This window comes from Ktedonosporobacter rubrisoli (assembly GCF_004208415.1).
Taxonomy (GTDB): domain Bacteria; phylum Chloroflexota; class Ktedonobacteria; order Ktedonobacterales; family Ktedonobacteraceae; genus Ktedonosporobacter; species Ktedonosporobacter rubrisoli.
The window spans coordinates 9013116-9026859 of the sequence record NZ_CP035758.1 but is presented as its reverse complement, the minus strand read 5'-3'; the positions used below and the strand labels follow the sequence as shown (position 1 = coordinate 9026859).

Sequence of the window (13744 nt, the reverse complement as noted above, 5' to 3'; positions counted from 1 at the left end):
GCCGAAAAAGACTTTAAGGATGCTATAGAGAGGAGTTAGCGCGATGGCCACTATTCTAAGCATGCCTAAATGGGGCCTGGCTATGAAAACGGGGCGCGTCGTTGAATGGCTTAAGCAGCCCGGCGAAACCGTACAGCAGGGCGAGCCCATTGTCAAGATTGAGAGCGAAAAAGCCGTCAACGATGTGGAGTCACCGAGCACGGGGATCGTTCGCCAATTAGTAGTGCCTGAAGGCGAGAGCGCCCCCATCGGCGCTCCTCTGGCCATAATTACTGCCCAGGAAGAGGAGCTTTCCGCTGAGCAAATGGCTAACTTATTGCGCGAGGAGGCTGAGGAAAAGCAGAGGCAAGCTGCAGCGCTCAATAAGCGCGGCGCACCTAAAGCCCCAGCAGGGGCGCCTACGGCCGGCACAATGCGCGCTCCCGCAAGTGCTGGAGGGAGAGTTAACGCCTCACCAGCAGCCCGCCGCCTGGCCCAGGAGTTAGGCGTCGATCTGAGCATGCTTAGCGGCACTGGTCCGCGCGGCATGATTGGACGCGAAGATGTGTTGCGCGCCGCCGAGCAGGCCCAGGACAGTTCTAGCGAAGAGGAACGTATCATCGAAGTAGACGGCATTGCCATCCATTGCTTGCTGGCCGGTCCACATAGAGCGCCGCATGTAGTCTTTATTCATGGACTCGGTGGCTCGCTCACTACCTGGGCCCTGAATCTGGCCGCGCTGGCTGCAAGCTTTCGCGTTTGCGCTCTCGATCTGCCAGGCTCCGGCGAAAGCGCTAAACCTGCCAGGGACTACAGTGTCAGAGCTCAGGCCGCTTTTCTGCCTCGCTTCCTTGACGCTCTCGGCCCTGATTGGCAACAAGTCAGCCTGGTTGGCCATTCTCTAGGAGCTGCGATTGCTCTGGACTTTGCCGCTCATCATCCCGAACGCGCTGAGCGCCTGGTGCTGATAGATAGTGCCGGGCTGGGACCCGAGATCGATCCCACGCTGCTACAGCTTTTTGCCGCCAGGCCCGAGCCCGAGACTATCAAAGCCGAGCTGGCGCGCTTTTTTGCCGATCCTCACCTGGTATCGCCATCCTTAATAGAGCAGGTATATAGGCAACGCTTACAGCCGGGCGCCTATGAAGCTTTGCAGGCTGCAGTAGCTGCCACCTTTGTTCAGAGATACCAAAAAATCGATCTGCGTACAGCCCTGGCCACGCTCAATAAACCTGTTCTGCTTATCTGGGGCACGGCTGACCAGGTTATCCCCGCCTTTCATGCGGAGGCTGTTTGGAGCGCTCCCCACGGCAGGCTAGAGCTCTTCCCTGACTGCGGACATTGCCCGCATATCGAGCGCAGCGAGGCCTTTAATCAGCTCGTGCAAGCATTTCTCAGCGGAGCTTAGGTTCAGCAAATGGCTGGCTTCTTTCTTGACTGCCTTGTTTCCTACCACCCTTCCTTAGGGAATCTGCCAGACCTGGACGGTCATATCCCAGGAAGCTGAGGCCAGCCGCTTACTATCTGGCGACCAGGCCAGCGAGTGGATGCTGTTTGTGTGGCCACGAAACGTTATGACATTGCTGCCATCGGTGGCATTCCAGACCTGGACCGTCTTGTCTTCGCCGGCGGAAGCAATGCGCTTGCCATCTGGCGACCACGCTACGGCATAGACAAAATCACTATGGCCATAATAGACATAGCGATGATCGCCGCCTATGGCGTCCCACACCTGGACCGTTTTGTCGTCACAGGCGGAGGCGATGCGTTTGCCATCGGGTGACCAGGCTACCGACCAGATCGCTGCCGCATATGGCCGATAGGTATCCAGCTTATTGCCGCTCGCCGGGTCCCACACCTGCGCCTCGCGATTATCGCTGGAGACAATCATGCTATCGTCGGGCGACCAGGCAATGCTATGAATAAAGCCCTGACTGCCACGATAGACATAAGCATTCTCACCATTAGTGGCATCCCAGACCTGGACCGTTTGATCACCGCTCCCCGAAGCTATACGCTTCCCATTGTGGGACCAGGCCAACGACCAGACCCAGGAAGAATGTCCAGTATAGGTATAAGGGTAAAAGCCGGTTGCGGCGTTCCACACCTGAACTGTCTGGTCATAGCCGGCCGAGGCTATACGCCTGCTATCAGGCGACCAGGCTACCGCATAGACGCTATCTGTATGCCCATTATAGGTATAGAGCGGCGAACCAGTGCGCGCATCCCAGACCTGAACTGTCTTATCACCGCTCCCCGAGACAATATGTTTGCCATCGGGCGACCATGCCACTGACCAGACCATGGCATCATGGCCACGATAGACCAGCACGGGGACGCTAGAACCATTAATGGGAAGTGGGGTCGCCAGGGGCGAAGACAAGACCTGGCTCTTTATGGCCCAGGCTGCCCCACCAACCCCAAGTATTCCAAGTGCTCCGGCCAGGCCAAACAAGGCCTTGCGCCGCGTGATTACTCCTGTACGACCTTTCTTCCCGCTTCCCTTCTCTGGCTGCGCCACCACTTCTAGCTCATTGGTCTCCTTCTCGGGAGACGCTACCTTCCCCTCGACGTTTCCCACAAATACTTCCTTCTCAAGAGCCATTGCCTCTGGCAATGGCGTTGTTTCTAAGCCATCTTCCTCAGCTACATCAGCGCTGGCCCGGGTTGAAAGCTCATCGGTCAGATTCTCGGTCACCGGTGCCAATTTGTCAGATACCGCGGCAACCACAGGAGCAACCACCGCATCGGCAAGTAAGACTGTCTCAGCCGAAACGGGCACCTCATCTTGCGTAGGAGCTCTCGGCTGCAAAATCTCTGGAACCGGTTCGCTATGATATGCCTGCTCCAAAGCTGTGGCAAAAGCCGTGATATCGGGGAAACGTTGTTTGGGATCTTTGGCCAGGGCCTGCAAAACAACCTTCTCAATGGCCTCCGAAAGCTCGGGAACGCGCTCACGCAAGGGCGGAGGCGAGACCAGTGTGTGCTTTACGGCAACCTCAGCAAAGGAGCCTTGAAACGGCCGGGCGCCACACAACCACTCGTAGACGATAATCGCTAGCGAATATTGATCACTGGCCGGGCCAGCCTGCGCCTGGATTTGCTCGGGAGCCATATAGGCAATCGTGCCCGCCAGCTCCTGCATACTTTGTGTGCTATTATAACGCGCGCTCTGTGCGACCAGGGCAATGCCAAAATCGCTGAGTAGCAATTCATTGCGCCGCCCCAGAAGCATATTCTCAGGCTTGACATCTCGGTGAATTATTCTTTGCTCATGAGCATACTGTAGAGCATCGGCGGCCTGCCTCACGTAGCTAACGATAGCTGCCAGGGGCAAAAGCGTTCCGCTCGGATAGCGCTTGCGCAATGTTCCATTAGGGGCATAGTCTACAACCAGAAAAGGAGTGGAATTATCTATTCCAAATTCAAGCACACGCACAATATGTGGATGAATCAGATGAGCTACTGTGCGAGCCTCGGTATGAAAACGCTCTGCGTCCCCACTGCTAAGCTGAGTATGCAACACCTTGATTGCAGCCTGAGTACCCAGATAGACATGTTGACCCAGATAGACCTCGGCAAAGCCCCCTTGCCCTAATATACTTGTTAGACGATAGTTGCCAAGCTGTTGTCCCACACGATCTGGCATACATTACCTCCAGGCGCCACATATCGGGACATAGTAGAACCACAAGATTGCATCCCCATGTGAGCCAATATCTCCACACATTGTAGAGAAATAATCAAAGTACGTCAAGATTACTCGACTTCTATAACACATAATCTGGGTACAGCGCATACAATCAACGTTCTCATAGAGGCAAAATTGGCACCATTAGTTAGCCTCGTCACATATATTTTACCGGATATCTCATAGAAATAAAGTGCCACCTTCACAATTTATCAGGAAGGTGGCACCTATGCACGCTCACTGCACTACACACGCAATGCGCCTATAGGCAATCTGAATGTGCTGTTGGCCGAATGCAGAATACCTGCAAGAGCCGTATACCAGGCAACCAGCGCGCATACAATCCCCAGCCAGCCGCCGATAATGAGCAAGCCAGTGCTTGCTCCCGTGAGCTCTCCAATTGTCAGGAAGAGGTACGAGAGGAACATCAGGGCCAGCGTAATCAGCAAGGCCAGACTGTTCCTTAATGAGGCCAGGAACAAGACGGCTGAGAAGATCGTCCAACAGAGGAAGAAGAGACCCAGAGCTGGATGAAGAGCATTCGTACGATTTAGCTCACTTGCAATACCCAGGGTAGGCATTAAGACAACGCCAAGGGCAACGAGGAAACCACCATAAGCTGAGAAGAGGGTAGCCGCTAGCGTATTATCCTTTCTGAACTCCCACATACCTGCGAGAATCTGGACAATACCACCATAGACAACGGCCGCTGCGGCCGCAGCACTGATGGCAGCACCCACACCGGGGAGAATAAATCCGGCAAACACGCAACCAATAATAGCAGTTGTAAAGGCAAAGGCACTTAAACCTAAAGGAATAGGATTAGCTATTTCGCCCGCTACCGGTTCTGCATGTGCTGATTCGGCTGTAAATTGAGCCATTATACATCCCACCTTTCACAATTCAAGACTAACAACGCATTTTGTAGTGCACCATTGTGCATACTGGCATATGTCTAGCCTCTAATGTCTACTTGACGCAGGCACCTACGCCTGTGCTCATAAGGTAGGTCATCCACAACGCTGTGAATGGCTTCAGGCTCGTCCTAATTAAAGAACAGGGAAAGGGCGATGGACCCCTAACAACGCAATAACCACTCAGGTCTACCATAATTTCACTCAGCTCGTTTGTTCACTCCTCCTTTCTCGCTGCACGTCTTACTCTTAATTGTAGAGGTATTTATCATGTTATAGGTCAATACATGCAGCTAGTTCTATTGTATCACACGATGCAGGGACATGCAAAGTTATCGCTTGCTTCACAGGGTTATTTAAAATTCCTTTTTTGCTCCGCCCACCAGTCCGAAAAGAAATGGAAACGGGGACGCCCCGTACCCTGACAGAGGGCTGACCGCCCTCCGCACTCCTGCCGCCTGCGAAAATTATACAGCCGTGCTTGCTTCAGGGCCACCTTTTCTAGATGGAGGAGTGCTTATAAGATTTAATGACAGTTGAGTACCCGAGAAATTATACTAAAGCGCCAGCAGAGAGCATACCCAAATACGCTACAGGCTCTTCGCGTGGAGTTGGCCGGCAAGGCTGAGAAATAGTCACAACTTTGCAGACAGATCAATGGTATATTATAGGAGACAGAGATGTCGCAGATTAATTGAATTGCTCGCTAAGCAATGCAGCTTGTTGTCACATATTTTGATCCGAAAGGCAGAGAGCAATGGTAACTTCCTTCGATCATAATCACTCACTCTGGGAACCCTCAGCAGAGCAGAAAAGCCAGAGTGGCGTTATGCGCTATATGCAATGGCTCACCCAGGAAAAAGGGTTACACTTCGCCGATCGCGAGGCCCTATGGGAATGGTCAGTCACTGAGCTTGAAAATTTCTGGGCCTCACTCTGGGAATATTTTCACATCAAGGCTTCCCAACCCTACAAGGCAGTTCTCAGCGCAAGAAAGATGCCTGGCGCCTCCTGGTTTCCTGGAGCGCAGTTAAACTATGCTGAGCATATTTTTAGAAATGCTACCGATGAGCGACCGGCCCTTCTTTTCCGCTCCGAGCACCATGAGCTTGTCGAAATTTCCTGGCAAGAATTGACAAATAAAGTAGGGGCCATGCAGCAAGCCTTGCGCACCCTGGGAGTCCAGCGCGGAGATCGCGTTGTTGCTTATATGCCAAACATTCCCGAGACAATAGTTGCTTTCCTGGCCTGCGCAAGCCTTGGCGCTATCTGGTCGAGCTGCTCGCCTGATTTCGGCACCAGCAGCGTGATCGATCGCTTTAAACAAATAGAGCCTTCTATCCTCTTTGCCGTTGACGGCTATCAATATGGTGGCAAAACCTTTGATCGACGACCGATCATTGCCGATCTGCAGCAAGCCTTGCCAACCTTGAAGCATACTATCCTGGTTCCCTATCTGCTACCGCAACAGACAGAACTACCGGAGAACTTGCAGGCAACGCTTCTCTGGCCCGCTTTGCTACAGCAACATAGCGGGCAGATGGTCTTCGAGCAGGTCCCCTTTGAGCATCCCCTCTGGGTCCTCTATTCCTCAGGCACGACGGGTCTGCCCAAACCAATTGTGCAGGGCCAGGGCGGTATTTTGTTGGAACATCTTAAGACCCTGACCCTTGATGTGAACATGCAGCCGGGGGACCGCTTTTTCTGGTTCACTACGACTGGCTGGATGATGTGGAATTTCCTCGTTGGCGGCCTGCTGGTAGGAGCAACCATCCTGCTTTACGATGGTAGCCCAGCTTATCCCGATATGGGGACGCTCTGGAAATTTGCCCAGGATACGCGCATGACGCTCCTGGGTACCAGCGCCGGCTTTATTACCGCCTGCATGAAGGCCGGCATTGAGCCTGGCAAAACTTTTGACCTGAGCCAGTTGCGCTGCATCGGTTCTACCGGCTCGCCCTTGCCGCCCGAGGGTTTCCTCTGGGCGTATGAGCATGTAAAGCCTGATCTGTGGCTGGCCTCGGTCAGTGGAGGCACAGATGTGTGCTCGGCCTTTGTGACCTGCTCTCCTCTGCTCCCTGTCGAAACTGGCGAACTGCAATGCCGCTCATTTGGAGCCAAAGTTGAAGCGTTTGACGAGCAGGGACATCCTCTTATCGATGAAGTAGGTGAGCTGGTAATCACAGAGCCCATGCCTTCAATGCCGCTCTTCTTCTGGAACGATCCCGAGAACCGGCGCTATCAAGAAAGCTATTTTGAGATGTATCCGGGCATCTGGCGCCATGGCGATTGGATCAAGATCACACCCCGGGGCAGCGCTATCATTTATGGACGCTCCGACTCTACGATCAATCGCATGGGCATTAGAATGGGGAGTAGCGAGATCTATCGCGTGGTTGAAAGCCTGCCGGAAATATTGGACAGCTTAATCGTCGGCATTGAGCTACCTGGAGGTGGCTATTACCTGCCCCTCTTTGTGGTCCTGCGCAAAGATGCTCAGCTTGACGATCAGCTCAAGGCTCGTATCAAGGAGAAGCTGCGCCGGGAAGTTTCGCCCCATCATGTGCCTGACGAGATATTGGTAATCGCTGAGGTTCCTCGTACGCTCAGCGGTAAAAAACTTGAGGTTCCTGTGAAGAAGCTCCTGATGTCGCTTCCTGTCGATAAAGCGATCAGCATAGGCGCGATGAGCAATCCACAGGCCATCCAATACTTTGTTGAGTTTGCGCAAAAGGTCAATAAGTTGAAGGGGAAAAGCTCATCCTAGCCGCGGCACCGCCAGAGGCAAGAGGATGCATACAGATGTGTCCCTCCTAAAAATAAAAAGCTAGCAGGCGCAGCCGCAAAGTGCTCTTGTGAACTTTTTCCTGCGGCGCGTCAAGGCAAAAAGGATAAAGCAGTTCTTATGGTAAAGAAATCGGTCTCGACCTGGCTCTCTGTGATAGCAACGCTAGAAATCATTACGCTGGCCATCGGCGCATATACCTATACAGTTATGCGCCATATGGATCACAGGCACGTGTGGCTCGCCACGCTTGCCCTGGCAGTTTACGCGCTGATTGTTGGTACACTCGTAACCCGATCCAAGGCCCAGATAGTTTCCTACATCCTCCTAGGGCTGGGCCTGATCGGGCTTAGCATAGGCACGATTTTCGTGAAGATCATGGTCTATCACGAACGCGCCGAGCTGGCCTTTGGCATCGGCATTCTTAGCCTGGCTGCCGGGCTCATTGGTGTACTCCTACCGCGTTCTATCAAGGCCCTCTTTATCGGAATGAGCATCATTGGCACTGCCTTTCTCCTTTTTGGCCTCTATCTCACCTTCAGGTTCACGCTACACGGCAGGACCTACATTGTGCTGGGGACGGGTGGCCTCTATCTACTTGGCGGGCTTATAGGCATAGCGGCCACCACCTACAGAACTCAGGCTTCTCTTTTGGAGAGAAGCTTGCGCCGATAGCCATGCAGCCAGGCGAGCCACCAGACGATTCCAACTAACGGCGTCATACCAATGAGCCAGCCCAGCCAGGTTGGAATCGCGCCCGGGGCTGCTACCGTCACATCGAAATCGGCGGAGCCGTGTCCTTGCTTTCCATTGAGCTCAATAACGATTTGCCAGGCTCCACGCACCGGAAAACTTATGCTTCCCGTCAGAGCGTTAGCCCCCACGGCCTTGAGCTGCGTATGCAGGTTGGTAGCATTGGTCCCCAGCCCTGGCTGCGCGATGATTTGCCCCTGCAATCCCCCAAGGCGACCATGGGGTGTAATCGTTAACTGTAGCGGCGTATCTACATAGGGCGGGTCCTGGGATAAACCCACATCAATGACATAGGGGCCAGCCGCTCTAGTCTCCGTGCGCGCCGGACGCGCGCCATCGGCTCTGGCCACCGGAGCCAGGGCCAGAGAGAAAGCCAGGCAAGCCAGGGCTATGCCAAGGCCCATAAATCGATGCATTAATACTCTCATAGCCTGCTCCTTAACGCGTGTTCCAGCGCCAGATATCACCAAATTCTGAGCCCAACATTCCCCCCAAGAAACCGGCCAACAGCGTTGTGATAGCCGTTCCGGCAATCGCGCCTATCCATAAGGCCATGGGGATCTCCAGTCCCGGCCGCGGCAGAAATATAGGAGCGTAGATCGAATATGAGCGCAATATATACATGGTCAGGGGAACGGCTGGTAGGGTAATCAGCATTCCAAGCAGGCCAGCCTTCTTTACGCCTTGCAGAATTTTGCTGGGCTCTCCACGGCGCCTATACCACAGAGCAATGCCATCAAAAATCAAGACCGAGACGATGAAAAGAAAGGGCAACAGAGCATAATCCCAGCGGAAAACAGGAATATCGTTGGGATCGCGAAAGGCTAATCCTTGCTCAGCCACCGCAGTACGAATAGCCCAGGGCACAAACAGCTCGACTACAAGCGTATGCATAACCAGTATCAGCGTCATCAGCGTAGCCACCCCGGGCCGATAGGTTAATCTTAAGGCAGCAACAAAACAGAATGCGCCACACATGATCAGTGGTAAAGGGTACGTTGAAATCTGCAGCGGTCCCAAATCAACTACAGGAAACATGAGGAAGCCAGTCAAGGTAAAATTGAGCAGCGTCACCATCGTAAGCAACGCACCCCACTCAAAGAAGTTAAGTCCCAGCAAGCGCCAGACTGCCGAGCCTTTCGCGCGTTCTATAGCAGCCTCGGCCGCAAACAGATAAATGATTCCGAGCATGCCAATGAGACCACCAATAACCCCCATCATATGAAATGGCGCCCACAAAGCCACATCTATACCGTATAATTCGTGCCAGTAATTATCAAGAGGCGCAGCGATTAGCCCTATAAGCGCTCCAAAGCCGGTAACGACAGCGCCTAATGGGGCATGAAAAATTTTAAAGACCTGGATTGTAGTTTTATCATTTACGCCAGCTATAGCGCGCCGATAACGTATCGTATCCAACAAGACCACAAGCAGAGCAAGTAATCCCGCGCCCGCCACACCTGAATACATCAACATATGAGGTGGAGTCCAGAACTGATCGCGACCTACATGAGCATGCCATTCTCTATCCCATATCACCCCCAGTTCGCCTTGCAAGGCAAAGAACCACAAAAGCCAGGCGCTGATACGACGGAAACGTCGCTCTGAACTGGCGCTTCCTGGTTGCTCCTGTAGTTCAGGAGGCTTTAACCGCGTGGAAGGAACTCCTGAGCGAGCCATAGTGTTTTTTCTCCTCTCTACGGCTTGCTGGTAACCAACCAGCAATCATAAGCAATGGCCTGAGATGAGCCAACAAGCTAATACTAACACATAAACTTCTCATGCTACTATGTTTCATTTTAGCGAAACCATAGAAGCATAATGCAAGTCTTCACCAAATTCATCGGCTTTTTGGCTCGTAATAGGTCAATTTGTTTTTAAGCACATATACAGCCGGAGAAATGCCTGCCTTTGGGAAATAATCTCCGACTCTCTGAAGGAAAGGTGACTCAATCTGGCATGACCGATGTATAATCATTTAAAGGTGCGCAAATGAGTCAAGGGTATATCTCTGCTGGAACCTAAAAAAAAGAGGAGCGAACCCGACACCTGAAAAAGCGCTATCGTATTGTGCATAAGTACTTTCTTGCCACACTTGGGATTTAGAAGGATTATATAATTATGGATTTCTTGACATTGCTGGCTCGCGGATTAACGCTGCATTGCCCTATCTGCGGCAAAGGGAAGTTGTTTCGCAGCCCTTTCAAAATGTACGAGCGCTGCCCCAATTGCGGCCTCGTCTACGAACGCGAAGAGGGCTACTTTACCAGTTCGATGGCCATCAATCTAGTAATCAGCGAGCTCCTCATTGCCTGTTTCGTCGTTCCGCTGGCCGCCAACCCTAATATACCAGCTATCCAGCTCGTCATCTGGGGCTCGCCTGCCCCAATCCTCCTACCACTCATCTTTTTCCACCATAGCCGCGGCTTATGGCTAAGTATGGATTACTATCTACATCCACGGCAACGCATCTAGATTATCAACAGTATTCACCGCAGAAGGAAGCTGGCGCTTAAGAGACGTCAGCTTCTTACAACTTTGCCTGCCCAACATTTTCCTCTTCCCGCTTAACTCTTGCCCGCTCCATCAGCATGAGTAACGCTAGCACACCATACATCCTCTGTTATACAATGCTGGTAAGCATTGGCAAAAAGAGACAGCGCTGGATAAGCGCTTATTGAAGAGCTGGCATAGCCGCCACCATACTACCTCCGAAAAATAGAAAAATATAGACATGTAGCACATATTTTGTAGAAGATGGGGCACCCAGACATTGGAATAACCGGAAAGGCACAGAAAGATGCCGGGCAACAAGCTCGCTTCACATCATATCAGCACCTTTGGCAAAATTCTTGCCAGGCCAGGCTTAATCCTGGTCATCCTCTTCACAACCTCGTTTATGTTTGGAGCGTCGGCCCAAGCCAGCGCGCCCTCAAGTGCAAACATCACGCTCCAGATGACCGCAGGTTTCAATGCCATTACAAGAGTCGGCTATTGGCTACCAGTACAAATACTTTTAAAGAATCACGAAAACCACGCTTTTAGCGGCACCCTTTCGTTACAAACTTTTACTGGCCTCTTAGGCCCATTAATGCCAAGTGTAGTCTCCCCTCAACGCTTCGAGGAAACCATCGCGCTCAGCCCCGGCGAAGAGAAACATATTTCCCTCACTCTGCCTTTTAATGTCGATCCATTTAATCCGCGCGGCGTCATGGCCCATCTCCTGGATGAGCACGGCAAGGTTCTTGCCACGCAGGCGCAAAACGTGCGAACCCTTAGCTCTGGCGACGTTTTCGTCGGCCTGCTCTCCGATAGAAGCACCGGTCTCAGCGCACTTAACGCGGTTATGCTTCCTGGTCAGCTCAATACAGTTGTTACCACACCACTGGACGCGAACACGTTGCCCAGCATGTCAACCATTCTGCAAAACTTTGATGTGATAGTTTTAGATGACTTTACTACCAGTGAGCTTAAACCTGCGCAAATCCTGGCCCTGCAAACCTGGGTTAATCAGGGCGGCGTGCTGGTTGAGGTTGGCGGCCCGGAATGGCAGCGCACGCTTAGCGGTCTCCCGCCCGATTTATTGCCAGTTATTGGACGCGCCACCTGGGATATTCCGGCAGGAACGCACTTGCTACCACCTGGAAGCATTACAGTTCCAAGCGCTGGTCAGCAGCCTGGCGCGGATGCTGTATCCGAGCCTATCCCGGTGAGCCTGGCCTCAACCCGTTCACCCGGAGAAAAGGGCCAGGGCTCCCCATCTGCCAGCGAGACAGTCATGGCAGTTGGCTCCATTCCTCTCTTGGTGCAGGCTCGCCAGGGTCAGGGAACGCTTTGTTACCTCGCATTTGATCCGGCTCGCCCTCCCCTGGCAAACTGGCAGGGAGCAAGCACTTTATGGCAACACCTCTTACAGCGTACGCTTGGTGACCAACTTCTCATCTCTACCATGGCGCCAAAATATACAAGCGGGCCGGGCGGGCTGCTGGCTCGCGGGGGAATATTGCGCGCCTTACAGCCTGATTTATGGTTTGCTACTCTAATACTCGTTTGCCTGCTATTCGGCTATATCGTCCTGCTTGGGCCTGTACGTATCCTCCTAATTCGCCGCCTAAAGCTCAATTATGCCTACTGGAACTGGCGCATTGTCGTAAGTAGTATTATCATTTGCTCGCTGCTTACTTATGGCATCGCCTCGTATCAGAAAGGCGCAGCGCTGGTCAATAATAGCTTCTCCATCATGCAGCTTAATCAGAGCGGCTCAGCTGCCCACATTACTACTTACCTTGGCGTGTTCGTACCCAATCAAGGGGACTTTAAGGTACAATTTCCCAGCGCTCACCTGCCTCAACCTGTCTCTTCGCCATTGCTGGCCGCAGCCTCAATGCAGACCGAGCTCAATCCTTCGACCCCCATCACCTATCAATCACATGAGACCGATGTGAATCTTCTGAATAGCGGGCTCTGGACCTTTCATCCCCTCGTTTCGGAGCAAGATCGCCATTTGCATGGCGCGATTACAACCCATCTTGCCCTGCAAGACCAGCGCCTTATTGGCACAATCAGCAATACGCTCGCAACCTCGCTTAGCGACGTTTACATCCTTATTCCTCACAATGTCATCTCGATAGGACATCTACCCGCGGGCGCCACACAGCGCCTCAACATCCCCTTGCCAAGCATCTCAACACAAGCTAACCCTTTGTTGGCCAACCAGATCGCCAGCCACAACGGCTTGCCAGCCAACTACTATCCCTATACCGATGGCAACCAGCCCCGAACCGAGGCTCAGCGCCATGTGGCCCTATTATCGGCCCTCAACGGGGCAGGTTTCTCTTTCTATCCCTGCAATGGTTCATGCACAACAAACGCAATTCTTAATCTCAATAAAAGCCTTATCATTACTCCACGGCCAGGAGCCCCCAATGTCGGACTTGAGAACGGCAATGATCCTTTATTGCTGAATGGTTCTCCGGCGACCTTGCTTGGCTGGGCAGATCAGCCCCTTGACGAAGTGAACAATGTAACAATCAACGGCGGCAATCCGCGTGGCTTCCATGAGAATCTCATCCAGATGCCGCTCAACATCGACATCACTTCTACCCAACATATTCCTCCCGATCTTATCAGCGGGCGCGTTGTCGATGTCCAGGGCACGCAGGGTAATAATGTGGAAATGATCCAACCTGGCATTTATACAATGATAACAGGAGATCTTAACTTCGAGTTCGATCTTAGCAATGTTATTGGTCCGGCCCTGCACGGGCTCAGCATTACAGTACCCAATACGCTTGATCACCTGACACCTCGCATGGTCAGCAGCCATGTCCAGGCCAGCCTCTATAACTGGCAAACAGGAAACTGGGATACCTTTCCTTTGCTGCGCTATACGCTCACCACAAGCGATATAGGGTCCTATCTCAACGCCGATGGCCATGTATTGTTGCAAATCACTAATCAGAAAGCTCCCCAGGGCACAGTTATCTTGAGCAGGCCTTCGCTCAATCCCATAAGTTGAAGGTTATGTATCGAGGGCTAAAGCAAGAGCGCCTTATACCTAACTTTATATAACACTCAGGGCAAAAAGAGACCCGGTACTTCTTGAAAAGTACCGGGTCTTGA

At 52.6% G+C, this 13744-nt stretch carries 9 protein-coding genes; 5 read left to right on the top strand and 4 right to left on the bottom strand.

Going from position 1 to position 13744, the window contains the following annotated elements:
* Positions 1 to 43 precede the first annotated feature (43 nt).
* A complete protein-coding gene (locus EPA93_RS39055) occupies positions 44 to 1387 on the top strand; it encodes an acetoin dehydrogenase dihydrolipoyllysine-residue acetyltransferase subunit (RefSeq protein WP_129892713.1) in 1344 nt (447 codons plus the stop codon).
* A 54-nt stretch (positions 1388 to 1441) separates the two neighbouring features.
* Here EPA93_RS39055 and EPA93_RS39050 read toward each other — a convergent pair whose 3' ends face one another.
* On the bottom strand, positions 1442 to 3628 hold the full coding sequence (locus EPA93_RS39050; RefSeq protein ID WP_129892712.1) for a WD40 repeat domain-containing serine/threonine protein kinase: 2187 nt from the start codon (positions 3626 to 3628) through the stop codon (positions 1442 to 1444).
* Positions 3629 to 3915: 287 nt separating this feature from the next.
* Positions 3916 to 4551: an acetate uptake transporter gene (locus EPA93_RS39045; protein ID WP_129892711.1), complete on the bottom strand. Its 636-nt coding sequence runs from the start codon at positions 4549 to 4551 to the stop codon at positions 3916 to 3918.
* 790 nt (positions 4552 to 5341) lie between these two features.
* Here EPA93_RS39045 and EPA93_RS39040 point away from each other — a divergent pair.
* Both EPA93_RS39040 and EPA93_RS39035 read left to right on the top strand, forming a co-directional pair.
* Positions 5342 to 7351 (top strand): acetoacetate--CoA ligase, encoded by a 2010-nt coding sequence (locus EPA93_RS39040; protein ID WP_129892710.1) that lies wholly within the window; start codon positions 5342 to 5344, stop codon positions 7349 to 7351.
* 138 nt (positions 7352 to 7489) lie between these two features.
* Positions 7490 to 8044 carry a hypothetical protein gene (locus EPA93_RS39035; RefSeq protein WP_129892709.1) on the top strand — a complete coding sequence of 185 codons (555 nt, stop codon included), beginning with the start codon at positions 7490 to 7492 and terminating at the stop codon, positions 8042 to 8044.
* Here the strand turns inward: EPA93_RS39035 and EPA93_RS39030 are convergent.
* Both EPA93_RS39030 and EPA93_RS39025 read right to left on the bottom strand, forming a co-directional pair.
* Positions 8008 to 8550: a hypothetical protein gene (locus EPA93_RS39030; RefSeq protein ID WP_129892708.1), complete on the bottom strand. Its 543-nt coding sequence runs from the start codon at positions 8548 to 8550 to the stop codon at positions 8008 to 8010. The genes EPA93_RS39035 and EPA93_RS39030 overlap by 37 nt on opposite strands.
* Positions 8551 to 8560: 10 nt before the next feature.
* Positions 8561 to 9802, bottom strand: coding sequence for a hypothetical protein (locus EPA93_RS39025; RefSeq protein ID WP_129892707.1), 1242 nt, complete (start codon positions 9800 to 9802; stop codon positions 8561 to 8563).
* 441 nt (positions 9803 to 10243) lie between these two features.
* Here EPA93_RS39025 and EPA93_RS39020 point away from each other — a divergent pair, with 441 nt between their 5' ends.
* Both EPA93_RS39020 and EPA93_RS39015 read left to right on the top strand, forming a co-directional pair.
* Positions 10244 to 10597 (top strand): DUF983 domain-containing protein, encoded by a 354-nt coding sequence (locus EPA93_RS39020; RefSeq protein ID WP_129892706.1) that lies wholly within the window; start codon positions 10244 to 10246, stop codon positions 10595 to 10597.
* A gap of 325 nt (positions 10598 to 10922) precedes the next feature.
* Positions 10923 to 13640 carry a hypothetical protein gene (locus tag EPA93_RS39015; protein WP_129892705.1) on the top strand — a complete coding sequence of 906 codons (2718 nt, stop codon included), beginning with the start codon at positions 10923 to 10925 and terminating at the stop codon, positions 13638 to 13640.
* The last annotated feature ends 104 nt before the right edge of the window (positions 13641 to 13744 follow it).